Source organism: Kitasatospora sp. NBC_00374 (assembly GCF_041434935.1).
GTDB lineage: Bacteria > Actinomycetota > Actinomycetes > Streptomycetales > Streptomycetaceae > Kitasatospora.
This window is the reverse complement of the sequence record NZ_CP107965.1, coordinates 37,196-59,197: the sequence shown is the minus strand read 5'-3', so window position 1 is coordinate 59,197 and position 22,002 is coordinate 37,196. Positions and strand designations below refer to the sequence as shown.

The 22,002-nt window shown below is 71.6% G+C and carries 23 protein-coding genes; 17 read left to right on the top strand and 6 right to left on the bottom strand.

Annotated elements, in window-relative coordinates; all coding sequences use genetic code 11:
• Positions 1-11: 11 nt before the first annotated feature.
• The gene (locus OG871_RS39705) at positions 12-878 is read left to right on the top strand and encodes a hypothetical protein (protein WP_331727207.1); all 867 of its coding nucleotides are present in this window, start codon (positions 12-14) and stop codon (positions 876-878) included.
• 102 nt (positions 879-980) lie between these two features.
• The gene (locus tag OG871_RS39700) at positions 981-1,790 is read left to right on the top strand and encodes a hypothetical protein (protein WP_331727203.1); all 810 of its coding nucleotides are present in this window, start codon (positions 981-983) and stop codon (positions 1,788-1,790) included.
• A gap of 123 nt (positions 1,791-1,913) precedes the next feature.
• Here the strand turns inward: OG871_RS39700 and OG871_RS39695 are convergent, their stop codons facing one another.
• On the bottom strand, positions 1,914-3,587 hold the full coding sequence (locus tag OG871_RS39695) for a 3'-5' exonuclease (RefSeq protein WP_331727200.1): 1,674 nt from the start codon (positions 3,585-3,587) through the stop codon (positions 1,914-1,916).
• Between the two features lie 192 nt (positions 3,588-3,779).
• Here OG871_RS39695 and OG871_RS39690 point away from each other — a divergent pair, with 192 nt between their 5' ends.
• The 4 genes from OG871_RS39690 to OG871_RS39675 all read left to right on the top strand — a co-directional run bounded on the left by OG871_RS39690 (position 3,780) and on the right by OG871_RS39675 (position 6,212).
• Positions 3,780-4,169, top strand: a complete 390-nt coding sequence (locus OG871_RS39690; RefSeq protein ID WP_371503543.1) for a hypothetical protein — start codon at positions 3,780-3,782, stop codon at positions 4,167-4,169.
• 122 nt (positions 4,170-4,291) lie between these two features.
• Entirely contained in the window at positions 4,292-4,681 is a 390-nt protein-coding gene (locus OG871_RS39685; protein WP_331727196.1) for a hypothetical protein, read from the top strand.
• A 137-nt stretch (positions 4,682-4,818) separates the two neighbouring features.
• Positions 4,819-5,634 (top strand): alpha/beta fold hydrolase, encoded by an 816-nt coding sequence (locus OG871_RS39680; protein ID WP_331727193.1) that lies wholly within the window; start codon positions 4,819-4,821, stop codon positions 5,632-5,634.
• Between the two features lie 266 nt (positions 5,635-5,900).
• On the top strand, positions 5,901-6,212 hold the full coding sequence (locus OG871_RS39675) for a hypothetical protein (RefSeq protein ID WP_331727191.1): 312 nt from the start codon (positions 5,901-5,903) through the stop codon (positions 6,210-6,212).
• Between the two features lie 13 nt (positions 6,213-6,225).
• Here OG871_RS39675 and OG871_RS39670 read toward each other — a convergent pair whose 3' ends face one another.
• From OG871_RS39670 to OG871_RS39660, 3 genes are all read right to left on the bottom strand, one after another.
• Positions 6,226-7,521, bottom strand: a complete 1,296-nt coding sequence (locus OG871_RS39670; protein ID WP_331727189.1) for an XRE family transcriptional regulator — start codon at positions 7,519-7,521, stop codon at positions 6,226-6,228.
• A gap of 296 nt (positions 7,522-7,817) precedes the next feature.
• The gene (locus OG871_RS39665) at positions 7,818-8,030 is read right to left on the bottom strand and encodes a DUF397 domain-containing protein (protein WP_331727188.1); all 213 of its coding nucleotides are present in this window, start codon (positions 8,028-8,030) and stop codon (positions 7,818-7,820) included.
• 30 nt (positions 8,031-8,060) lie between these two features.
• Complete coding sequence (locus tag OG871_RS39660; RefSeq protein WP_331727187.1) at positions 8,061-8,906, bottom strand: helix-turn-helix transcriptional regulator; 846 nt, start codon at positions 8,904-8,906, stop codon at positions 8,061-8,063.
• Between the two features lie 266 nt (positions 8,907-9,172).
• Here OG871_RS39660 and OG871_RS39655 point away from each other — a divergent pair, with 266 nt between their 5' ends.
• The 4 genes from OG871_RS39655 to OG871_RS39640 are packed head-to-tail and all read left to right on the top strand — an operon-like array spanning position 9,173 to position 11,769.
• The gene (locus tag OG871_RS39655) at positions 9,173-9,883 is read left to right on the top strand and encodes a hypothetical protein (protein WP_331727186.1); all 711 of its coding nucleotides are present in this window, start codon (positions 9,173-9,175) and stop codon (positions 9,881-9,883) included.
• Positions 9,880-10,356 carry an ATP-binding protein gene (locus OG871_RS39650; RefSeq protein WP_331727185.1) on the top strand — a complete coding sequence of 159 codons (477 nt, stop codon included), beginning with the start codon at positions 9,880-9,882 and terminating at the stop codon, positions 10,354-10,356. The genes OG871_RS39655 and OG871_RS39650 overlap by 4 nt, the downstream gene beginning before the upstream one ends.
• The gene (locus tag OG871_RS39645) at positions 10,356-10,649 is read left to right on the top strand and encodes a hypothetical protein (protein ID WP_331727184.1); all 294 of its coding nucleotides are present in this window, start codon (positions 10,356-10,358) and stop codon (positions 10,647-10,649) included. Before OG871_RS39650 ends, OG871_RS39645 begins: the two co-directional genes overlap by 1 nt.
• 4 nt (positions 10,650-10,653) lie before the next feature.
• A complete protein-coding gene (locus OG871_RS39640) occupies positions 10,654-11,769 on the top strand; it encodes a hypothetical protein (protein ID WP_331727183.1) in 1,116 nt (371 codons plus the stop codon).
• 236 nt (positions 11,770-12,005) lie between these two features.
• On the opposite strand, the gene OG871_RS39635 is transcribed toward OG871_RS39640, so the two are convergent.
• Both OG871_RS39635 and OG871_RS39630 read right to left on the bottom strand, forming a co-directional pair.
• Positions 12,006-13,319 (bottom strand): GNAT family N-acetyltransferase, encoded by a 1,314-nt coding sequence (locus OG871_RS39635; RefSeq protein ID WP_331727182.1) that lies wholly within the window; start codon positions 13,317-13,319, stop codon positions 12,006-12,008.
• Between the two features lie 139 nt (positions 13,320-13,458).
• Entirely contained in the window at positions 13,459-14,850 is a 1,392-nt protein-coding gene (locus tag OG871_RS39630) for a transcriptional regulator (protein WP_371503542.1), read from the bottom strand.
• Positions 14,851-15,140: 290 nt separating this feature from the next.
• Here OG871_RS39630 and OG871_RS39625 point away from each other — a divergent pair, with 290 nt between their 5' ends.
• From OG871_RS39625 to OG871_RS39595, 7 genes are all read left to right on the top strand, one after another.
• Positions 15,141-15,761, top strand: coding sequence for an HAD family hydrolase (locus OG871_RS39625; protein ID WP_371503541.1), 621 nt, complete (start codon positions 15,141-15,143; stop codon positions 15,759-15,761).
• Positions 15,758-16,744 carry a glycosyltransferase family 2 protein gene (locus tag OG871_RS39620; protein WP_331727179.1) on the top strand — a complete coding sequence of 329 codons (987 nt, stop codon included), beginning with the start codon at positions 15,758-15,760 and terminating at the stop codon, positions 16,742-16,744. Before OG871_RS39625 ends, OG871_RS39620 begins: the two co-directional genes overlap by 4 nt.
• A complete protein-coding gene (locus OG871_RS39615; protein WP_331727178.1) occupies positions 16,629-17,987 on the top strand; it encodes a hypothetical protein in 1,359 nt (452 codons plus the stop codon). Before OG871_RS39620 ends, OG871_RS39615 begins: the two co-directional genes overlap by 116 nt.
• A gap of 7 nt (positions 17,988-17,994) precedes the next feature.
• A complete protein-coding gene (locus OG871_RS39610) occupies positions 17,995-19,011 on the top strand; it encodes a phosphotransferase (protein WP_331727177.1) in 1,017 nt (338 codons plus the stop codon).
• Between the two features lie 134 nt (positions 19,012-19,145).
• Complete coding sequence (locus tag OG871_RS39605) at positions 19,146-20,135, top strand: Gfo/Idh/MocA family oxidoreductase (RefSeq protein WP_331727176.1); 990 nt, start codon at positions 19,146-19,148, stop codon at positions 20,133-20,135.
• The gene (locus tag OG871_RS39600; protein ID WP_331727175.1) at positions 20,132-21,199 is read left to right on the top strand and encodes an aminotransferase class I/II-fold pyridoxal phosphate-dependent enzyme; all 1,068 of its coding nucleotides are present in this window, start codon (positions 20,132-20,134) and stop codon (positions 21,197-21,199) included. The genes OG871_RS39605 and OG871_RS39600 overlap by 4 nt, the downstream gene beginning before the upstream one ends.
• Positions 21,196-21,984 carry a hypothetical protein gene (locus tag OG871_RS39595; protein ID WP_331727174.1) on the top strand — a complete coding sequence of 263 codons (789 nt, stop codon included), beginning with the start codon at positions 21,196-21,198 and terminating at the stop codon, positions 21,982-21,984. Before OG871_RS39600 ends, OG871_RS39595 begins: the two co-directional genes overlap by 4 nt.
• The last annotated feature ends 18 nt before the right edge of the window (positions 21,985-22,002 follow it).

Below are 22,002 nucleotides of genomic sequence, written 5' to 3'. Positions count from 1 at the left end.
CGGAGACTACCGTGAACACCGCACCTTCGACGTCGCCCACCGCACCGGCAACCCAGGCCGTCCCGCGCCCGCTGGTGGTCTTCGACATCGACGGAGTCCTGTCGCCGTACGACATCCGCGCGGACCTCACCGGCTACACCAGCCATGAGGTCACTCCGCAGGCCTGGCGGGCCTGGGCCGCGTTCGTGCAGCCGCGGCCGACCCGCCATTACATCCGCCTCAACCCGGAGATCGGCGCCCGCCTGGAGGCTCTGCCGGTCGACCTCGTCATCGCCGGCCCGTGGCAGCCCGAGGAGATCGAGGCGCTGCTGCCCGCCCTGGGTCTGACCCGACTCCCGGCGCTGATCCCCCTGCGCGAGCAGGTCTTCTTCGTCCGCCTGGACGACCCGGGCAAGAGCCTGGAGAACCCGGCGGTCGATCTCGACTGGCGCGGCGAGGACGTCCTGGCCGCCGCCAGTCTCCACCGCGTCGGCGCCGACCGGCCTCTCGCCTGGCTCGCCGGCGGATTCACGGACTGGATCAAGCGGACCCTACCCGCCGCCCACGCCGCGCCCCTCCTGCTGCACGAGGTCGACCACCGCATCGGGCTCACCGACACCGACTTCGCCACGCTCGCCGCCTGGGCCACCGCCGTCGCGGCCCGGCCGCCGGCCCCCGAGCTGCGCCTGCGCCGCTGCCGGGACTGCGGTGAGCGCTCATCCACCGTCGTCGACGGCCAGCGGGAGGACCGCACGCACGACGTGTGCGGGAGCTGCTGCGAGTGCTATTGCCCGGACCCGGCATCGGACGGCGGAGACCGATTCCAGCCGTGCGGCGACCTGGAGCGCGAGCGCTGCCAGGCCTGCAGGTGCTGCGCGAACTGCGGTTGCGGCTGCTGACGGCAGCGCCCTGCGAGCACGCATATCCTGCGGGCGTCCCGGTGTGGCCACCGCTCAGATCAAGTACGCACCGCAGACCCGCAGGCCGAGGAGGCAGCCACGATGGCACAGGACACGGACCCGTACGCGAGGCCGGAGTACCCAGGGCCGCTCGCCGAGCAGGAGTTCCGCGACTTCCTCGCCGACACGTACGGCACGACCCTGCCGCTCCACAAGCACCGTTTGGAGAGCTGGGAGACCTACCGGCTGCTCGGTGTTGAGATCGGTCGCGCCGGGCACGACTACGTCATCGCCACGTGGCCGGACGGCTGGCACAAGGTCAGGGCCGGTGAGACGGAGTGGTGGTTCGAGCTTCGGGACGAGCGCGGCACCCCGATGATCAAGGGGACGTACTTGCCCCAGCAGCGCAGTATGCACCTGACCGACGAGGCGATGAAGATGGTGCGTCGCCGGTTCCAGGGGCTGCCGTACTGGCGGCAGAGTCTGATCAGGGCGAAGGGAGGCCCGTGGGCGACCTGGCACCCCTCGATCCGCAAGGGCAGGCCCTTCGACGCCGCCAATCGACGTGCCGTCGCCATCATCGTCGCCAGGCTGAGAGCTCTGGGTTGGGAGACCGGCGAAGAGCTACCGACCGGGGTGGAAATCCTGCTCACCGACCAGGCCACCGGATGGGATGAGGAGCGGCAAGCCGGCGACCGGTTCTGGGTGCTCTCCCTGGGGGTCGCGAAGCTCTCCTACGGAGTGGCTGCCGGCAACGAATACCCGTGGTGCTGGTGGGACCTGAAGACGCCGCTGTCGGAGAACCACCGTTCGGTGAAGTTGCCCGCCGGGCCCACGGCGCTTGCGACCGAGATCGACCAGGTCCTCCGCGGCGGCGTGCCCGCCGGGGTGACGACACCTAAGGCGCTTTGACGTACTGAGCCGGAGCAGAGCGGAGCGACGCTCAGCCACCGGCGACGGCCGGCAACGCTGAAACAGTGAGGCCTCCCGGGATCCGGGAGGCCTCACTGGCTGCATTCTCAGAGCGCGCCCACCCTACCGCCCGCCTGCACCCGGACTGGGGAGGCCGCCCGCTGGGCTGTCGCCCGCCGGGCCGTCCGTCGGGGTGATGGTCACCAGGCTCTTGCTCTGGGCAATCGAGTGGAGGACGTCGCGGGCCGCCTGGGCGTCGCCGAGAGCACGGTGGCCGCCGTAGAGCTTGTAGTCCCGGTGGACCTCCCACACCGACCGGGCGTTCATCAGGCACCACCACGTCTCGGCCGTGTCGAGCCGTCCGGGCCGTCGGCCGATCGCCCGGGTGTGGTCGGCGATCACCGACCGGTCGTAGCCGCTGTTGTAAGCCAGCAGGCGGCGGCCCCGGGTGATCCTGAACAGCTTCGGCAGGATCTCCTCCCAGGTCGGGGCGTCGGCGACATCGGCGTCCGTGATGCCGTGGATGTGCGTCGCGCGGATCGGCGTCTGCGGGTTGACTAGGGTGTTCAGGCGGACCTTCCCGGATGCGGCGTCGATCACTGCGATCTCGCACACCCGCCCGTACAAGTCCGTGGTCTCGGTGTCGATGACCAGACCAGCGCCCGTGGCCGAGACCTGCCGGGCGGTCAGCAGGGTCCGCAGCCGGGCGTCCTTCAACCGCAGCTCGCGGGCGAGCGCGTCCAGGTCTTCCCTGCCTCCGGCGGCCTCCAGGAGCAGCGCCCGGGTCAGCTTCTGCCCGTCCTGCACCGTCCAGTTGATGCTCCAGGCGTCCTGCACGTTGTCGTGCAACAGGTGGACCGGCGTGCCGTGGCGGTCGGCCAGGGTGGTGGCCAGGCGGCGTGCGAGTTCGGCCCGGGAGGGAAGCTTGGCGGCGACCGCCCGCAGTGCTGACGTACGGCCCCGCGGGACGGACCGAACCGCTTCCCAGTCCACCCCGTCCCGCTGGCGCAGCGCCAGGACGTCCGAGGTCTGGTACAGCTTGACCTCCACGGTGCGCACCGACCCGACCTGCTTGACGTGGGAGCCGGCCGCGGCGATCCAGCCCGCGGCAAGGACGTACGGCCAGTCCCGCTTGTAGCTGATGTCCAGGTAGTCCGCCGCCCGTTCGCCAGGGATCAGACGCCGTCCTTCGACCTGCTCGGCGACCTCGGTGTCGGCAGCGAGGACATCGACATCCGTCTTCGCCCACCGTCCCAGCCGCCCGGCGGCCAGGCCGCGCTGCTCGGCGGCCCAGCGGAACTCGGACTCCGTCTCCGCCCAGGGGACGGTTTCCGTCGCGCGGGTGGTGGACAGCGAGGCCTCGATCCAGGCGGTGCGTTCGCCGACGACGGCGGCCAGGGCGCCGGTGTCCGACCACTGCTCGGCCTCCAGCGCCCCATACGTCGGGTGCCCCTCGTAGTTGCCGAGGCGGCGCAGCAGGCCGAGGTCGGCCAGGACCGGCACGTCGTCGGGGGTGATCTCCTCCAGGCCGGTGGTCCGGCGCAGCGTCTCGGCGATCCTGCGGGCGCCGAGCGGTCGCAGGGCGTCGAGCCGGGGGAGCAGGTCGGGCAGTTCGGTGCGCAGCTGGTGGACGAGGGTGCTCGACCAGCGACCCTTGTCGGTGTCGGACGCGGGGATCAGCCCGGCCGAGCGGCCGAGGTCCCAGAGGTAGCGGTCGATGCCAGCCGCATCGGCGGCCTGGTAGGGGCCGTGGTCGGCGCGCTCGGGTGCGGGGGCGGTCTGGGCGGGTGCGGTCATTCTCGCTCGTCCTCCAAAGTGATGTGGAACATAAACCGCATTGGGAACATTTGGCCGATTAGGCATCAAATACCCATGAAGAGACAGTAGTTGGTACCACGGACACAACGGCCCGTGCGCGCACGGCCTGCGGCCCCGAAGCCGCCAGTACAGTTGGCCCGGCAGTGCTGGAAGAGACCGAAGGGGGCCAGGGTGGACCGGCGCAAGATGGACGATGGCCGCCACGCCATCCGGCACGAAGTCGACTTCGCCGCCTCGGTCATCGCCGGGCAGCAGCGCACGCAGATGGTGTGCCAGTGCGGAGTCGTCACCGGCGACATCGCCGGCCACCGCGCTCACGTCGAGCAGGCCCTGCGCGTGCCGGGCCCGGCCTGGTTCCCCGTCGGCGCGCGGCTGGCTGTCATGCTCGTGGGCGGCGTCGCCCTGCTCTTCGGGCTGATGGCCCTCGCGAACCTCAGCCTGTCCGGCACCGCGCACACCGTCGTCCTCGGCCTCTCCCCGCTGGTGAGCTTCGCCGCCACCATGGGCGCCGGCCACGCGCTGCGCCGATTCATTGTTCCGCTCGCCATAGATGGTCGCTAGATGATCTATTCCAAGGGGTCAGTGATCGTAGGACGGTTTGTCCGGTGGCACCGGTCTGCCAGATCGGGCCCTCGTTCTCGTCTCCGCAGGCACCCCTTGGACCACGCCACCAGGAGGAACCAGTGTCATACCCGCAACTGCTCACCCCCGAGGAGAGGCTCGCCGACGCGAAGAAGCTGTTGAGCCTCCCCCGTATTGTCGTGATCTGCGGATCCACCCGCTTCATGACCGAGATGACCGAGGCTGATCTTCTGGAGACCAAAGCCGGAAAGATTGTCGTCAAACCGGGCTGTGACATGAAGTCGCCACACGCACTTTGGTCCGATCCTGTCGAGGCCGAGGCGCTGAAGGTTCAACTCGACGATCTGCACCGGGCGAAGATCCGGCTCGCTGATGAGGTGCTCGTAGTCGGCGACTACATCGGAGACAGCACCCGAGCCGAAATCGCCTACGCCCGGTCGCTGGGCAAGCCCGTGCGGTTCACGCACCCCGAAGTCGACCCTGACGCCTGACCGCCCGCTGCCACCTAGACAACCAGGGTCGGCAGCCGCCGCCTGACCGTCTCACGGTGGCTTCGGCCGCCCCCCGGGGGCGTCGCACCTTTCGTGAGGCTGACACTCGGGCACCCGGTGATGGCTACCATCGGTGAATGGCTGATCGCGATACGCAGTTCAGGTCCCTCGACGGCACGCGGCTGCACGGCACCATCGCCGCCGCTGAGCGCCCCCAGGCTCTGGCCGTCCTGGTCCACGGGGCCGGCGTCACCCGGGAGGAGGGAGGGTTCTTCACCCGGCTGGCCACCGCGCTGGCCGCCTCACGGATCGAGAACCTGCGCTTCGACCTGCGCGCCCACGGCCAGAGCGCCGGCCGCGAGCAGGACATCACCATGGCCGGCGTCGCCAACGACATCCGCGCCGCCGCCGACCACCTGCGCGCCCAGGCCGGGACACTCGACCGGCCGGTCCACCTGATCGCGGCGTCCTTCTCCGGCGGAGCCGCAGCACTGGTCGCCGCCAACCACGTCGAGACAGTGAACAGGCTGGTCCTGCTGAACCCGCGCCTGGACTACCGGGACCGCTACATCGTCAGCAGGCCGTACAACGATGGCGACTACCTGAACGAGACCGCCGCCCGGGACCTGGACGAGCAGGGCTACACCGAGCGCAGCCCGTTCGAACTCGGCCGGGCGCTCCTCAACGAGGTGCACTACCTCGACCCCTCGGCGATCCTCCCGCGCATCATCGCCCCCGCCCTGCTGGTGCACGGCACCAGGGACACCTTCGTTCCGGTGGAGTCCTCCCGACACTACGTGTCCCAGTTCGGCGAAGGCGCCGAACTGGTCGAGCTGGACGGCGCGCAGCACGGCTTCGCCGTGCACGACGACCCCCAGTACCTCGACCCGCAGACCCAGATCTGGCAGGCCGAGGTGATCACGAAGGTCACCGACTTCCTCACCGCGCCGTAAGCACCGACCCGGACGTCGTCCCTCGGGACCTTGAAGCGGAGGCATTCGCCGAAGTCCGCGCCGCCGCACAGGTCAGGAGCCCCCTGAGCGCCGAGCACCTGCAGCGCCTGGTCACCCGGGCGGGGCGACTCAACGGGCCAGCGCTGCTCCACGACTCCTGGTACGGGCTGGTCATCACCGATGAGGACCTCGCCCGCTACATCGGCCGGGCGTGGAGCGGGGCCGAGTACCCGGACCGGAACCTGCCGAGGGCGAGGTGGCGGGAGATGTTCCGCGCGGCCGGCTACACCGCGGACGGCGTCCCGGCACAGCTGCCGTCCGCTCCGGTGGAGCTGTGGCGCGGCAGCGTCCCGGAGCGTCGACGGGACTGGTCGTGGACCGCGAGCCTGGCGGTGGCGCAGGGGTACGCCGCCGGTACGGCCGCCGTCCGGCCGGCAGGGAAGCTCTACCGCACCGTCGCCCCGCCCAGCGCTCTGCTGGCGTACAACAGCGGCCGCGAGGAGGACGAGTACGTGGTCGACACCCGCGGGCTGCGGATCAGCGAAGCCGGCCTGTTGCCGGCGGCGCCGGTGGGCTGAGCCGCCCGCCCGGCTACGCCCCGGCCCGGCCCGCCGGGGCGCCGGCATCCCGGAGTGCGTGGCGGAGCAGGAGGACGGCCGGGCGCCCGGCGTGGGGGAGCAGCGCGGCCGCGGTGCGGCGCAGTTCGGCGAGGGCCTGGCCGAAGCCCGCGTTGGCGGCGATCGACAGCGCGGCCAGGCCGGCGTGGGCGGCTTCGTCCGGCTCGCCGGCGGCGGCCAGGGCGCCGGACATGGCGGCGGTGAAGAAGCTCCGGTCCCGCGGCGCGAACTGGCCGGTGGCCAGGTGACGGCGGAACAGCTCGACGGAGCGGTCGGGCCGTCCGGCCTCGCGGTAGCACAGGGCGCTCTGGACCATCAGCCGCTCCAGGGTGTAGCCCTCGCCCAGGGGGCCGGTGCAGCTGGCCGGGCCGGTGGGCGGCGGGGCTGCTTCTACGGCTTCCCGGGCCTGGTCGAGGAGGCGTTCGATGGCGTCGCCCCGGACACCGGTGATGGCCAGGGCCCGGGCTTCCTGCTGGAGGGCTTCCGCACGTGGCCGGGGTGGCAGGGACCAGGGGCCGGCGTGGGCGGCGTGGGCGAGGTCCCGCATGCGGGCCGGGTCGTCGTCGGCGGCCTGGGCCTTGCGCAGCAGGATGTAGGCGTGCAGCGGTCCGTCACCGGCCATGGTGGCCAGCTCGATCGCGTGGTTGTGCCAGTAGGCGGTGGGGGCCGGGCCGGCGCCGGAGTCGCGGTGCAGCCAGGCGGTGAACTCCGCCGCCCGGGCCCCCAGCGCCAGCAGGTCGCGCCGGGCTCCGAGCGGTGCGCTGCCGGCCGCGGCCTCGATCGTGGCCAGGATGGTGACGGCCTTCGGCAGGGTTCCGCGCGGACCCAGCACGCCGTCGGTGCGCGCCGCCTCGTCCAGCGCGTACCGCAGCTGCGGCAGCCACCGTTCGCGCGGGCCCGCCAGAGCGAGGCTGACGTCGGGCGAAGGCGGAGCGTAGAGGGCAAGGGCGTCGTCGGCTCCCGGCCGGCCCTGTACGGGTAGGCCCGGGCGCCGTCCCGGGGGACGACCGAGCGGCACGAAGCCGAGGTCTTCTAACGGGCGGCCGAACAGGTCCTTCAGCACGGTGCGCGCGGCCCGGTTCGGCCAGCCCGGGCGCGGGGACTCCCAGCGCCGCACCTGGCGGATGGAGATGCCGACCGGCGTGCCGAGCCGCCCGGCGCGGGCCTCGAAGGCGTCGACCAGGTCCTGCTGGGTGAGCAGCCCCAGCGCGACCCGGGCCGCGACGAACGCCGGGTTGCCCACCCCCGTCGCCGATTGCGCCTCGTTCACCGGACCTCCCTCTGGTGCACCTGCTCTTTGAGCGGCGCACCAGTATTGCGGCGCCGGGGCCGATGTGTCCGGTGATCTGACCTCGACTCGCCCGCCCGGGGCACGGTGGACTGGTCGGGCAGGTGCACAGCGAGGAGAGGTGACGGATGTCCACGCCCACGGCCAGCTGCGGCTGGCCGCAGGCAAGGACGAAGCACGCCTCGGGGCTGGCTGGCCGCGCTGCAGAGCGGCGCACCGAAGGGCGGGGCCGGGTGTCAGCGACCCGGCCCCGCCCTGGTGCTCGATCTTCCCCGCCGCTACACCTCGAAGCCCTTCGCGAAGTCCACGAAGGCCCGCCACTGCTCTTCGGGCAGCGTCAGCGTCGGGCCGTCCGGGTTCTTGGAGTCACCCACCTCGACGTGGGCGGCCCGGGTGCGGGACTGGCGCCAGCGGACGCAGTCTCCCGTCTGGCCGCTGTACGAGCTGGTGGTCCACTCGTCCGGGAGGGGACGAGGGGTGCTGCTGGGCATGGCGTTCCCTTCGAGGTGCAGTCGGGCAGGTCAGTCGGCGCGGACGAGCTGTTCGAGGAACGTCCGCGTCGCGCTCGGGTCGAGCGCGAGGTCGGTGATCTGGACCATCGCCTTGGCGTAGGCGTCCAGGGAGGTCTCGTCGTCCAGGTACAGGGTCGTGACCAGCGTCTCGACGGTGGCCACCCGGGCCCCGTCCGGGAAGTCGAGAACGCTGAAGGCGCTGTCGAGGCCGACGTGCGCACCGCGCTCCGCCGGCAGGACGAGCACGGTGGTGACAGCGGGGTCCTGGATGAGCAGGTGTCGGATCTGGGCGCGCATCACCTTGGGATCACCGACCGGATTGCGGAGCGCGGCTTCGCCGATGACGACAGTCAGCGGGGTGGTGACCCGGTGCTGGCGTTCCTGGCGGACCCGGACCAGCGCTTCGGCCTGCTCGGGCCCGTCGTGGACGATGCCAACTCCGGCGTGGAGCAGGGCCCGCGAGTACTCCTCGACCTGGAGGCGGCCGGGGATCAGCAGAGGCTGCCACGCCCACACGGAGCTGGCGGTCTCCTCCAGCCCCAGGTAGTTCTTCAGGGCGATGTGCAGCGATCGGTTGTAGGACTGCCACCAGGTTGGCGATGTGAGACTGCGGACCATCTCCTCCAGCGCGGCGCGGACCTGCCGGTCCTGCACGCCGTAGACGTCCAGCAGCGCCCTGACCACGGGGACGTCGATCCTCACCACGCCCCGCTCCAGGCGGCTGAGACGGTCGATCTTGATCCCGGCCTCCTCGGAGGCGACCTCCAGGGTCTTGCCGGTCTGCTCGCGGAGGCGGCGCAGGATCCCGCCGACCCGCGTCCGGCGGAGGTCCTGCTCGCTGTTGCTGCTGGCCAAGGTCGCTCCTCCTCGTCGTGGTGCCTGAACAGTGTGACGCGTCAACCGGTGATGATCACCGTCGGGGTAACGGTGCGTCACAGTGTGCCGGTGGTCCGGCCGCCCGCCAAGCCTATGTCGCTAATTAGCGTTCCGCGATATTGACGACTCGCTAATTAGCGAGCACAGTAGTGATGCTTGCTCAAGGTGACCGCTTGATCGCACCACGCGATGTGCGGCGTCGCCGACCTGCCCGGCAGGCCTAAACGACGTGGCTGGAGCCCCCGATGACCCACATCACCGCTCTCCTGGACCCGCCCTCTGCGCCCACACGCGCGGCCAGCCCAGGCGCCCGCGATGCCGCGCCCGTCCCCTTACCGACGGCCCCCCTTCCCCCGAACGCAGCGGGCAAGGACTGGCTCGCCCGGACCAGCGCCGACCCTGGCGCCTGCCTGACCGCCTGGCGCACACCGCACGCCCTCGCACCCGTCCGCCCGGCCGACGACAGCCCCTGGCACGTCATCAGCACCGATGTCCGCCTCGGCGACGGAGCGCTCCAGGTACTGGCCGCCGCGAACGCGGTGCCCGGCCCCGCCCTGCTCACGGACACCCACCTCCACTTCTGGGTGCCACGCCTCACAGCCGACTGGGACCGCCTCCTCGCCGGGCACTCCGACACACCCGACGGCCCGTGGGCCTGGGGCAAGGCCCTCACCGTGCACCTGACCCCTTCCAGCGGCACCACCCTGCTCTGCCCCGCACCCGGCGCCGACGCACGCAAGGCCCGCTGGGTCCACGCCCCCGACGGCAGCGGCGCCCTCACCTACGCCGGCAGCCTGGCCGCCGCACTCCACGACGCCTTCCGCGTCCTGTTCGCCGCCACCCCCGCGATCCCGGCCCCCCGAACCGCGAAGCAACCGCGGCAGTCCGACCCGGCCGCCCGGGCCGACCACTTCGCCGCCTTCATCGGGCGGCCGCACCGCACGGAGGCGCCGTGACCACGCCCGCCCGACTCCACGACGCCCAGACCATCTGGCGCAAGGAAGTGGACCAGCTCGCCCCGCGGGACGTCGCCCTGATCCGCAACAGTGCCGTCGCCCACTGCCGCGACATCCGGCTCGCACAGAACCGCCCCGCCGACGACAACGCGCTCGACGACGTCGCCCTGGTGATCACCGAACTGGTCACCAACGCCCTCAAGCACGCCACCACCCCGGGCGCACCCACCCCCATGGCGATTCTCCTCGCGCTCCACCGCGACGACATCCTTGTCGTCGTCAGCGACCCCAGCACGCAGGGACCGCTGCTCGACACCACCGTCCCCGGCCTGGAGGTCGGGGGCCTGGGACTGGGGCTCGTACGCACCATCACCCGCGACCGCTGGGGCTGGCACCCCCTGCCCTTCGGCAAAGCCGTCTGGGCCCAGTGCCCGCTCACCACCCAACCCAGCCCGAATCGAACGGAAATCTGATGGCGCCACTGCCCGGCCCCACCCTCGCCACCGTGCTCGAACAGAGCGACGACCGCACCTTCCGCCTCTCGGACGGCCGCACCCTGCTCGCCCCCCGCCCCGCCGGCGACCAGGACGTCGCCATCGGCTCCTGGATCAGCGTCGACGGCTGGCCCTACGAGATCACCAACATGCTCTGGCGCCCCAGCGGGGGACGCATCCTGCACCTGAACGGTCCCCCCGCGATCCTCTCGATGAAGCCGCAGCAGACGGTCGAGAAGTTCACCGTGCTCACCACCCCCACCCGGCGGTAGCCCGGTGGACCTCCCCCGCCCCCGGCGGCGGCCCGACCCCGCGCAGGCCGCCGCCATGCCGCCGGCCCTGTGGCTGGCCGGCGTCCTGGGACCGCTCCAGCGCGACCGCACCGTCGTGCGGTGGCTGGCCGAACCGGACCGCCTCGTGCCGATGCCCACCGGCATCCGCTGGAACGCGATCTCCCTGGTGGCCGCCACCGCGCTGCCCCTGCTTGACGCCGCGTTGGACGGCCCCTGCGCCCAGCGGATCGGGCCGGTGCTCCACGACGCGCGGACGGGGCAGACCTACTGGCTCATACCGCCCGACCAGGCACCGGACTGGGTCACGCTCCATCCACAAGCCCACCTGCTGCTGGCAGGCCACCTCCTCGACATCCCCGACCCTGGACGCACCCTCGAACCGGACAGCCCTCGCGTCCGCTGGGTCCACTGGCCCGAGGTCAACGGCACGCTCACCTCGCCCCAGTGGCTCCGCTCGGCGCTCCTAGCCCCTGAAGACCTGGATCGGCACACTCCTGCGGCCGCCAGCACCGGAAGTCCTACGACCCCGGGGCGCTCTCCCCCGGCGGTCCCGCCTGACCGTCCGGCCGCAGCCACGACCCGCACCGGGGCGGGCTGCCGGTACCCGGTGGGGGCGTCAGAGGTCGACGGCATAATCCGGGCTGTGGATCTGAGAGCGGAACTGATACCCCCATTGGTGAGCCAGCAGCGGCTGGACGAGCTCTTGAGCGCGATCTCACGGATCGCCGAGCTGGTGCTCTTCGGGGCCGGGAGCGCGGACGACGAGATCAGGGCTTTCAACACGAAGACGGGCCACGACTACGTGGCCCTGGACTTCGCCGAGTACGACGGCAGCCGCAGTCTGAGCGAGTTTGCTCTGGAGGCTGCCCGGCCGGCTCGTCCCTGGATCGCGAACATCACCACGGAAGAGCTTGTCGAGATCGTCCGCAGGATCCTCGCTGGTGACCCGGAGAGCGACTACTACCTACGTCTCTTCGCCGCCAACGTGTCGCATCCCCGGGTCAGCGGCCTGATCTTCCACCCCCCGGCCGAACTGCGTGATGCCTCGGCCGAGGAGGTCGTCCATACGGCCCTCAACTATCGGCCGATCGCCCTGTGAACGGCTGGGAGGTCAACCAACGGGCTGCTGCTGGGCGCTGGCGGGGGAGCCGATCGGACTGCTGGCCAGCCGGGATGCGGCCGAGGTGCCGCGCCGGGCCCGGGAGCGTACCTCGGCCGGTGGCCCCTCTGGCACGTAATGGTGGCGCACCGCCTCGATGCAATGGGGTTGCTGGTGGGCGCACCTCCAAGAGCAGGCCGCCCTCGGGGCGCAGCGCGAGTGCCGATCCCGGTCGACTACGACGGAAGTCCTTGGCCAGGGGCTGCTGGTGATTCGCCTGGTGCAAGTACGTAGACCGCCTGCTCCACACCGTGTTCGTCAAGGCGCCTGTCCGCGCTCAGCCCCAGTGCCTCCAGGAGGCGCCGGGAGCGGCGATTGGCGGCCTGGGTCACTGCCACGAGTTCGCGCTCCGGGTCAGTGGTGCGCACCCAGCGGATGACTTCGGCGACGGCTTCGGCCGCCAGGCCGCGGCCGCCGGCGCTCGGGAGGAACTCGTACGAGACTTCCGTCCGGTCTGCGGTGCGGTGGTCCTGGTCGACGGTGACCCGACCGATCGGCGCCCCGTGGAGGGTGACCGTGAAGTGTCCGGGGTGCCCGGGGGCCTGCTCCAGTCGCCGGGCGATCCGGTCCAGGGGGACGGGGCCGCCCAGGTAGCGCCGGACGCCCGGATCGGACCACAGAGTGCTGAGTAACTCAGCGTCCGCCGTCTCGACCGGGCGCAGGTGCAGTCGGCTTGTGGCGAGGGTGGCCGGCCAGACGCTGGGCTGCCATCTGTCCGATGCCTGGGCGGGGTCTGCCCATCGGGCCAGGACGGGGTGCAGGTAATCCACGGTGGGTCCCAGGGCAGCCAGTCGCGTCGGGGAGTCGACCGTCGCGATCGCCTCTAGTTCCGGTTCGGCACTGCTGGCCATCGACGTCAGCAGCGCCTGGTGGCAACGGCGTACCAGTCCCTCGGGCACGGGCTTGGCAGCCAGGTGCACGCCGATGTTGCTGTGCTCGCCCCGGGAGACCGCCCACAGCCGCAGGCTGTCCGGATCGCTCTCCAGCCCGATCTCCTCCGCGAGTTCGCGCGCGGCGTGCCGGCGGAGCGCCTCGAAGTCGAGCTGCTGTCCGTCCGGCGGTGGTTCGACAGAGCCGCCCGGGAGCTGCCACCGGCCGGGGTGAGCGGTCGAGGCGCTTTCGCGGCCCACCACCAGGCCGCCCCCGGTCACCGGCTGCAGGACGGTGACGAAGACCGCCGCCGGTTTCCACGGGGTGCCGGGCAGCTGGCGCAGGGCCCGGTACCGGTAGGAGAGGGGTGCCCACGATAGGACCAGGCGACCGGGCTGCTGCTCCAGCCCGGTGCAGACGATCACCGGACCGTCGAACAGCGCCGGATTGGCGGCCGCGTCCCGCGCCCAAATTCGGTCCACGGCGAGCCGGTCGGCAGCCGAAACCTGCGGGGGAGCGGTCTCGACCAGGACGAGAGGCTGCGGGCCGAAGAACTCGACGGCTTGGCCGGCCGACGCGGCCGGATGGGCGGCCGCAGGGCTGCGACTGTCGGAGGTCAAAGTGCTCCGTTCATGGTCAGGACTCACTGCTACCGGCCGCGGCCGGTGTCCCATGCGCAGCCAGCCACGACGGACGACGGGCACCATAGGTGGGCCATCTAGGAAGTATGGGGGCTGGAGCCGGGATCATCGAAGGCGCTCACGCTGCACCGGCGTAGACGGTGCTCTCCAAGAACTCGTGAACGACCGGAACGTCGCGGTGGGCCTGGAACTTCGAGCGCAGGTCGGCAAGCGTAGTTGAGCTGCGGGCGGAGGTGACTCCACCCATGTGCTCCACAGCCCGGTGAGCGGTGTCAATCGCTCCGTCGAGATCGTCGAGGGCGATCCTGGCCTCAGCCTCGCGAGCCAGGTAGATGGCTGCTCCGCGGGGAAAATCGTCCTCGCGGTAGGTGTCCGCGGCCCGCAGCCCAGCGGAGGCGTCTTCGAAGTGCGCCAAGGCTTCCTTGGGCCGGCCCAGGTTCAGGGAGCAGGAGCCCTGCAGCATCCTGATCTCCCCCAGGTTCACCCAGTACACGCAGTCCGGGTCGGCGGCGGGGTCCTGGTCCCGTGCCCGGTCGTAGGCGGCCATGGCGGCGTTCTGCGCTCGGGCGGCGGAGCGGCTGTCGCCGGCGTGGGCGTGGGCGCGGGCCAGGCGGGCGAGCAGCATCGCTTCCATTCGGGCGGAGCCGATCTGCTTGGTGTAGCCGAGGGCGCTGTTGACCAGGTCCACGGCGCCGTTCGGGTCGGAGGTGGAGTACCGCATGATGGCCCAGAACGCCAAGGTGTTGGCGGTGACCACTGGGTCTCCTGATGAGGCTGCCGCTCGCAGGGCGACGAGGTAGTGCTCCTCGGCGAGTGCGTGCTGGCCGGAGTCGTAGGCCGTCCAGGCGCAGATCCTGGCGGCTTCGGCGGCGGCCGCGAACAGGCGCCGGCCGTTGGCTTCGGTGTAGGCCGCGGTCTTGAGCCGGGTGGTGATCATGCCGAGTGTGGCGCGGGCGGAGGCGTGGACCTGGCCGGAGCCGAACTGGTCGTCCTGGCGGCGCAGAATGCTCAGGGACGTCTCGAACTGGGTGGGCACGTCCGCGCCGATGCGGGATCCGGCGGCGCGCGCAGGAGCGAGCGGGGCGACGGCGGCCTGGGCCAGGACCGGGGCCATCCCCGCGACGACTATGAATCCTCGGCGGTCCATTCCTTGGCGGTCCATCAGTCCTCCTACGGCGGTGGCGTGGTCCAGCAGGTCAACGGCGGTCTGAGGAGTCCACCTGGCGTGCAGCAGGTCTCTTGAACTCATGCACGCCAAGGCGAGCCAGCTCGGCCAGGGACGATCGGCGATCTCGGCCTCCGAGATGTTGTGCAGGATCGCCATCGCCCGCTGGGCCTTCGGCTCGGGCGTGACGCCTTCGCGGGTCCAGCGGGTGACGCGCTTGCGGTCCGAAGGGATGGCTCCGTAGCCGAGCCGCTCATGGATTGGACTCAGATGCGCAAGGTACTGGGTAGCCGACCACTTTCTCTGCTTCAGAAAGTAGGTCAAGGGATGCTCGTGGATCTCCAAGTGCCCGTCACCTCCGGTTGCTCGTCCCCGTCATGATGCCCATGCAGCACCGGATTCAGCGTCCTCGGGCGCGGCTGGTAACACCTGGGTACACGCTGGGTACGCCTGGGCACTGTCCGTGTCTTCCCGGTGGTGCCGATCGGCGGGATGGTGGATGACGTCGGCAGCCGGCCTCCCCGGAGTAGGGGAAGCCCCGGCCCCGGCCGAGTTCGTCCCGTCGTTGGGCTCACGCTCAGCGGAATCTCGTGTTCGGATCCTGCGCACTCGGCTGCGAGTGCCGAGCCGAGGAGGTGATCACCGGAGTGTCGGGCAACCCCAGATCAGATGTGGACACCGTGCTCTGTGATGTCGGAGACGTCATCATCCGTTTCGATCCCGCCGTGGCGGCGCGGATCGAGTCCCGCCACGGCCTGTCGGCGGGCTCGCTGCTGCCGACTGCGCTGAAATCGCCGCCGGCCAGGCTCGCCATGGCCGGCGGGATCGACTACGAGTCCTGGCGGCAGGCGATAGCCCGGGCCCTGGGCGAGGCCGCGGTCACGGAATGGCTCGACTACCACGGCGAAGCCAACCACGAGGTCGTCGAGCTCCTCAAGGCGCTCAAGAACAACAACGTGCGGGTGGTGCTCCTGTCGAACGCGACGCGCCGCCTGTGGGCCGACCTTGCTCACCACGGCCTGGACGGCCTGGCGGACGCGGTGTTCTGCTCCGCCGACATCAGGGCCGCCAAGCCGGATCCGGCCAGCTATCGGCACGCCGCCGCGCACGGCGCCTTCGACCTGCGCCGGGGGCTGTACGTGGACGACACCGCCTCCTGGGTGGCGGCCGGCCAGGACCTCGGGCTGCGCGGCCACGTATTCGTGACCGCGCAGGGCCTGCAGGAGGAGCTGACGGACCTGGGGCTGCTCCCGTGACCGGCGAGGGCGAGGGCGCCGTGGAACTGAGCGTCGTCGTGACCACCCGCGAGCGCGCGCAGGGCTGCCGACAGCTGGTGCGGGCGGTGCGCGAGCAGTGCGCCGCAGCGGCACTCGCCTACGAGATCGTGCTCGTCTTCGATGGCTGCGAGCCCTACGGGTGGGTGGAGGACGGCGACCCGGATCTGAGGACCGTCGTCCTGCCCGAGCAGGTGGGCATCGCCCGCGCCCGCAACACCGGCATCGGGGAGAGCCGCGGGCAGCTGCTGGCCTTCCTCGACGACGACTGCGTGCCGGCCGGCACCTGGCTCGCCGAGCTGCGGCGCCTGAGCCGGGCCCACCCGGCGAAGAGCGCCTTCGGCGGTCCGGTGATCGGCACCGACAGCGTCAACCTGTACGCCCAGCTGCGCGACGCCGTCTACTACTACGAGACGTTCGGCAGCTGGTACGTCACAGCGGCTGCGGGCGCCGACGTCATGGGCGCCCCGTACGTCAACGGCGGCAACAGCGCCTACCGGCGCGAGGCGATCACCCGGGCCGGCGGCTTCGACGCCCTCCTGCCCGCCTACAGCGACGTCGAGCTCGGCCGCCGGATGCGGCTGCAGCAGCACGCGGTGCTGAGCCCCGGCATGGCCATCCACCACGACCACCCCAGCGCCTTCCGCGCCTACATGCTGCGCTGCTGGCGCAGCGGCAAGGCCCGGGCGCTGCTGTGGGCGCACCGCGGCTACCCGCAGGACCGCCCGTCGGCCGTCGCGCGGGCCGTCGTGTCGAACATCGTCTGGAACAACGCCGTCCACCGGCGGCGACGCGTCATCGCACCACCCACCCGGGTGGTGGCGGTCCTGCTCTGCCAGGAGGTCGTTCATGGATTCGGATACGCGTACGCGCTCCTCGGGTGCCTCGCGGGCGGCGGTCGGCGCGTTCGCGCTGGCTCTGTCCCTGCGACGGGCCTGGGAGTGGCGCCAGGTGCGCCTCAGTAGGACCGGCGCGCAGCGCACGCTCGACGCGCTGGCGGCCGGCCGCGCGCCGGGCGTGCGGGAGCACCGGGTGGTGTGCGTCGTGCCCCTGTACGTCGAGGAGGAGCTGGCCGCCGAGACGGTCGCGTTCTGGGTCTCGGTCGCCGAGCAGAAGCTGTGCGACCAGGTCCTGCTGGTCACCACCGTGAAGGAGGAACCGCGCCAGGGCGGCCGATCGACGCACGAGGTCTGCGAGCGGGAGCTGGAGCGTCTGGGGGCGGATCCGGAGCGGATCGCGCTGCTGCACTGCCAGGAAGTGACCCGGTTCCGGGCCTCGCAGCTGAACCTCGCGGTCGAGCATGCCCGGGCCCGGTTCCTGCCGGAGGTGGAAAACTCCTCGCGGCTGTGGATCGGGGTCTACAACGCGGACTCGCGCCCGCAGCACGAGACGTTCGCGGAGCTCGACGAACGGGTGGCCGACGACGGGACGACCCGCCTGTTCCAGCAGCTGGTCGACTACGTGGTCCCCGAGCGCGGCCGGGCGGGATCGGTGGCGGTGGGCAACGCGGTGCTGCAGACCTGGTGGACCTGGAGCCACTACGTGGCCCGCAACCGCCGCGGCCGGCCCGGGGGAACGGTGTGGTCCAGGACGGCGCCGTACTCGACGTTCGGGCACGGGGAGTTCGCCCGCCTGGACTTCCTGGACCACATCGGCCTCTTCCCCGACTTCGCATACGCCGACGGGCTGCTGCTGGGCTGGATCGCGCGGCTGGCCGGCGAGCCGATCGGGCTGCTGGCCAGCCGGGACGTGGCCGAGGTGCCGCGCCGGGCCCGGGACCTGCTCACCCAGCAGACGGCGTGGCTGCGGGGTCTGCTGAACTTCGACGCGACCGCACGGTGGTGCCGCGAGCAGGGCGTGCTGCGTCTGAGCCCGCTGGAAGTGCGGTTCCTGCGGGCCCAGCACCTGGCCATACCCGTGGGCTGGGGTTTGAGCACAGTGGCGCTCGCGGCGTCCGGGGCGGCTGTGGCTCGAAGGGCGCGGCGGGGTGAAGCGGCTGCACACGATCTTGCGGTCGTGGCAGCATTGGTGAGCTACCCCGTGACGCCGGCCCTGGTGTCCACCGCGGCGAGTCTTCGCGGGGTGCCCCTGAGCCGTCGGGTGCGGGGAGTGCTGGCGTCGTGGCCCTTGGAAGGGCTCGCGTTCTGGCCGGCACTGCTCAGTCACCTGGGCCGCAACCAGCGGGCCCCGGCTAAAACGCCACGGTAGGAGGTAGGTGCGGGTGTCGGTCCTCGGCGACGGTGACCAGCTGCTGCGCGAAGCCCTGTCCGCCGTGCGGGACACGTCGTGGTCCGGTGACCACTACGTGTTCAGCCCGGTGACGGGCGGAACGCAGGCCACCGTGTGGCGCGGGCGGTGTGACCTCCCGCACCTTCCCGAGGTCGCCGTGCGACTGACCCCCAAGCCGGCCGCGCTGATCGACCGGATCGGCTCCCTGGTGAACCGCGTGGAGGGCGTCGTGTGCCCCCAGACTCTCGCCGTTGCCACCCTGGAGACGGGCGGGCGGACCTGGACCGTGCACGTGTGCACCTGGATCGGGAAGGGCGCCGCCAGCTGGAGCGACCCGTTCGGACTGGGGCAGGCCATCGCCCGCCTCCACGAGCAGCTGGCCTGCGGCGGCCAGGACTTCACCGACCGCGGGCTGTCGTTCGAACCGAGCCCGGTGCCGGCCGCCGACGACGTGGCGCAGCTGCCGGCCTGGTTCGTGGCCCGGCACCTGTGGCGCGACCGTGTCCTGCCGCAGTTCGCCGAGCAGGGAGCCCGGCTACCGGTCCAGCCGATCCACGGCGACATGCACGGGGACAATGTGGTGTCCGCCGACGGCGGATTCGGATTCATTGACTTCGACAAGCTGATGCACGCCCCGCGGGCATTCGACCTGGCGAAACTCATCGCGACGGGATTCTTCAAGGTCCAGGGCGGGGAACCGGTCAAGTTCCTGCAGAGCCGGGCCATGGACCTGATCGACGGCTACCGCAGCGTCCAGCCGCTGCAGTACGCCGAGCTGGTGGCCATCGAGGGCTTCGCGGTGATCCTCAACTCGGAGATCGCCCGCCTCGGTATCGCCTACGACGTGGCGTCCTACCGCGAGCAGGCCGACGCCGTGGGCTCCTGGTGGACCAAGCGCCGCCGCTACAGGCCCGGCAACCCGCTCGGCATCCGCCGCCCGGACCCCGCCCACGCGAGCCCCTGGGCGCAGCAGCTGGCGTTCTTCCCCGACGCCGAGCGCTGACCGGAAGCACAGCACCGCACATTCTTTCAGCACCGGAAAATTCGTAGGGAAATTCCCCGGGGCCCTTTGCTGCCCATTTCCGGTGTGCATGGCGAATCGCAGACATTCACCGAAGATTCTCGGGATGGAGTGGCATGCGCACATTACTCGTGGGTTGCGGAAATCAGGGCGGGCAGACGCTTCTGCCCGCGGCGCTGGCCGCAGGGATCGAGGTCACCGCCCTGGTCGACAGCGACCTCGACCGGGCCGCCCGGCTCGCCCGGCAGTGGTCGGTGCCCGACGCCTTCGCCTCGGTGGAGGACCTGGACACCGGCGCGTTCGAGGCGGCGATCATCGCCCTGCCGGTCGACGTCCAGGGAGCACACGCCCGCTGGGCGCTGGAGCAGCGCCTGCACACGTTCGTGGAGAAGCCGCCCGCGCCGGACCTGGCGCGGCTGCGCGAGCTCAGCAAGACGGCGCACGACGCCGGGGTCACCGCGGCCGTCGGCATGAACTTCCGGTGGGCCGACGGTGTGCTCGCACTGCTGGGAGCCCTGGAGAGCGGCTGCTACGGGCAGGCCAGCTACGTGCGGGTGGTCCACGTCGCCCGCAAGCCCGTCGTCTCCTTCAGCGCCGACCTGACCCTTGAGGCGTCGCTGTTCCACGCGCAGGGCGTGCACGCGATCGACCTCGCCGCGCTGCTGCGCCCCGGCGCGACGGCGATCTCGGGGCAGATGCTTGCGGTGGAGCGCGGCCGGCTGTGTCTGCTGGCCGGGGACAACACCGGGGCCGGGCAGCGGTTCGAGGCGAGGTTCGGCAGCTGCGCGGCCGGCTTCCACCACCAGGTGGAGGTGCTGACCGACAGCGGCGACCAGCTGCTGCTGCGGGACCTGGCCGAGCTGGCGCTGGTGCCGGGCGGCGGCCGCGACGACGTGGGCGACTACCCCGGCGCGCGGGTGCTGTGGCGCCGCTCGCCGATCAGCGCCGGGTACGCGGGGGCCGGGTACGCCCCGGAGCTCACCGCGTTCAAGGAGCGGGTCCAGGGCGATGGCGCCCCGCTCCTGGCCACGGTCGACGACCTGGTCCCGACCTACGAGGCGTTCGACGCCCTGCTGGCCGCAAGGGGGCTGGAGTGGACCGCATGATGGGAGAACTGCAGCGTGCCCTGGCCGACGGCGGCACCGGCAACGCGGAGGTCGTCCGGGACCTGGAGCGGGGCCTGGCCCAGCTCACCGGGGCCGACTACGGCCTGTGCGTGTCCAGCGGCACCACCGCGCTGATCAGCGCGCTGTGGGCGGTCGGTGTGCGCCCCGGCGACCAGGTGGGCGTCTCGGCGCTGGGCCCGTCCATGACGGCCCTGGCGGTCACCGCGATCGGCGCCCGCCCGCTGTTCCTGGACTGCGCCTCGCCCACCAGCTTCGGCATCGCCGCGGAGGCGGCGGCCGCGGCCCTGCGCGCCGGGGTGAAGGCCGTGGTGCCGGTCCCGATGTGGGGCTACTGGGACGAGGACCCGCAGGTGCTGCGCGCTCTGCGCGCCGCCGGCGTGCCGGTGGTGGTCGATGCCGCACAGGCCCCGTTCCTGCGGCTGCGTGAGGACCTGTTCGAGCTGGCCGACGTGGTCTGCCTGAGCCTGCACGGGCGCAAGCCCCTGAAGGCCGGCGAGGGAGGCGCCTGCCTGACCCGCGACGCCCGCATCGCGCAGGAGATCCTCACCCTGCGGAACTTCGGGCAGAGCGCCGCCATCACGGGCCACCGCCTGGACCCGGCCGGCCCGTTCGCCGGACGGTTCGGCCTCAACTTCAAGATCAACGCCCTGGGTGCTGCCTGGTGCCTGTCCCAGGTCGCCGACGCGGACGCGGTCCGCACCCGGCTGCAGGCCCTGCGGGACACGGCGCTGGCCGTGCTCGCCGACCGCGGTGCCGAATGGGCCGAGGCCGATCAGGCACCCGGCGTGGCCGAACACGGCCGCTACGGGCTCGTGGTGCTCTGCCCCTCGCCCGCCGACGCCCGGGCCCTGGCCGATGCGGTGGGCGGCGACGGCACGGAGGTCGACAGCCGCCGCTACCGGTACGGCCCCGCCTACCGGGCACCGTTCCTCGCGCAGTACACCACCCACTGCCCCCGGGCCGAGGAGCTCACCGCGCGCGCGGTGGCGTGCCGCCTGGAGGCGTTCACCAGCAGCACGGCGACCGAAGGAGTGACAGCGTGAAGATCGGCATCATCGGGATGGGCCACGTCGGGAACACCATGGCCGAGCTGCTGCGCGGCCACGGCGACCTCGTCACCTTCGACCCGGCCCACGACAGCACGTACCCCCACGACGACCTCGCCGCCTGCGACTACGCGATCGTGTGCGTCAACACCCCGTCCGGCCCGGGCGGTGAGTGCGACGTCACCAACGTCGAGGAGGCCGTCAAGCGCCTGCCGGTGGACCGCGTCCTGATCAAGTCGACCGTGGCGCCGGGCACCACCGACCGGCTGATCGAGCTGACCGGCAAGGAGATCTGCTTCAGCCCCGAGTACGTGGGCGAGAGCACCTACTACAACCCGGTGTGCGCGGACGCCGCCGCGATGCCGTTCCTGATCCTGGGCGGCCGGCCCGAGACCCGCAGCTGGTTCATCGACGCCCTGCTGCCGGTCCTGGGCCCGGTCAAGGTCTACTTCCAGTGCACCGCGCTGGAGGCCGAGATCGTCAAGTACATGGAGAACGCCTTCTTCGCGACGAAAGTAACGTTCGTCAACGAGTTCTGGGAGATCTGCCAGGCCCTGGGCGCCGACTTCCACGCCGTACGCGAGGGCTGGCTGCTCGACCCGCGGGTCGAACCGTCGCACACCGCGGTCTTCGCCCGCGCCCGCGGCTTCGCCGGCAAGTGCCTGCCCAAGGACATCCGGGCGATCGTGTCCGCCTCCCGGCAGGCCGGCTACGACCCCGCGCTCCTCGGCCAGGTCATCGCCAGCAACACCGGATTCCGCCAGGCCCCCGCGGCCGGCTGACACCGAAGCACAGCAGCA

Coding starts and splice junctions, on each gene's coding strand:
- OG871_RS39615 (WP_331727178.1), top strand. CDS start 16,629: ATGGATTCGGATACGCGTACGCGCTCCTCGGGTGCCTCGCGGGCGGCG.
- OG871_RS39695 (WP_331727200.1), bottom strand. CDS start 3,587: ATGACCGCACCCGCCCAGACCGCCCCCGCACCCGAGCGCGCCGACCAC.
- OG871_RS39605 (WP_331727176.1), top strand. CDS start 19,146: ATGCGCACATTACTCGTGGGTTGCGGAAATCAGGGCGGGCAGACGCTT.
- OG871_RS39665 (WP_331727188.1), bottom strand. CDS start 8,030: ATGCCCAGCAGCACCCCTCGTCCCCTCCCGGACGAGTGGACCACCAGC.
- OG871_RS39675 (WP_331727191.1), top strand. CDS start 5,901: ATGTTCCGCGCGGCCGGCTACACCGCGGACGGCGTCCCGGCACAGCTG.
- OG871_RS39600 (WP_331727175.1), top strand. CDS start 20,132: ATGATGGGAGAACTGCAGCGTGCCCTGGCCGACGGCGGCACCGGCAAC.
- OG871_RS39700 (WP_331727203.1), top strand. CDS start 981: ATGGCACAGGACACGGACCCGTACGCGAGGCCGGAGTACCCAGGGCCG.
- OG871_RS39645 (WP_331727184.1), top strand. CDS start 10,356: ATGGCGCCACTGCCCGGCCCCACCCTCGCCACCGTGCTCGAACAGAGC.
- OG871_RS39655 (WP_331727186.1), top strand. CDS start 9,173: ATGACCCACATCACCGCTCTCCTGGACCCGCCCTCTGCGCCCACACGC.
- OG871_RS39680 (WP_331727193.1), top strand. CDS start 4,819: ATGGCTGATCGCGATACGCAGTTCAGGTCCCTCGACGGCACGCGGCTG.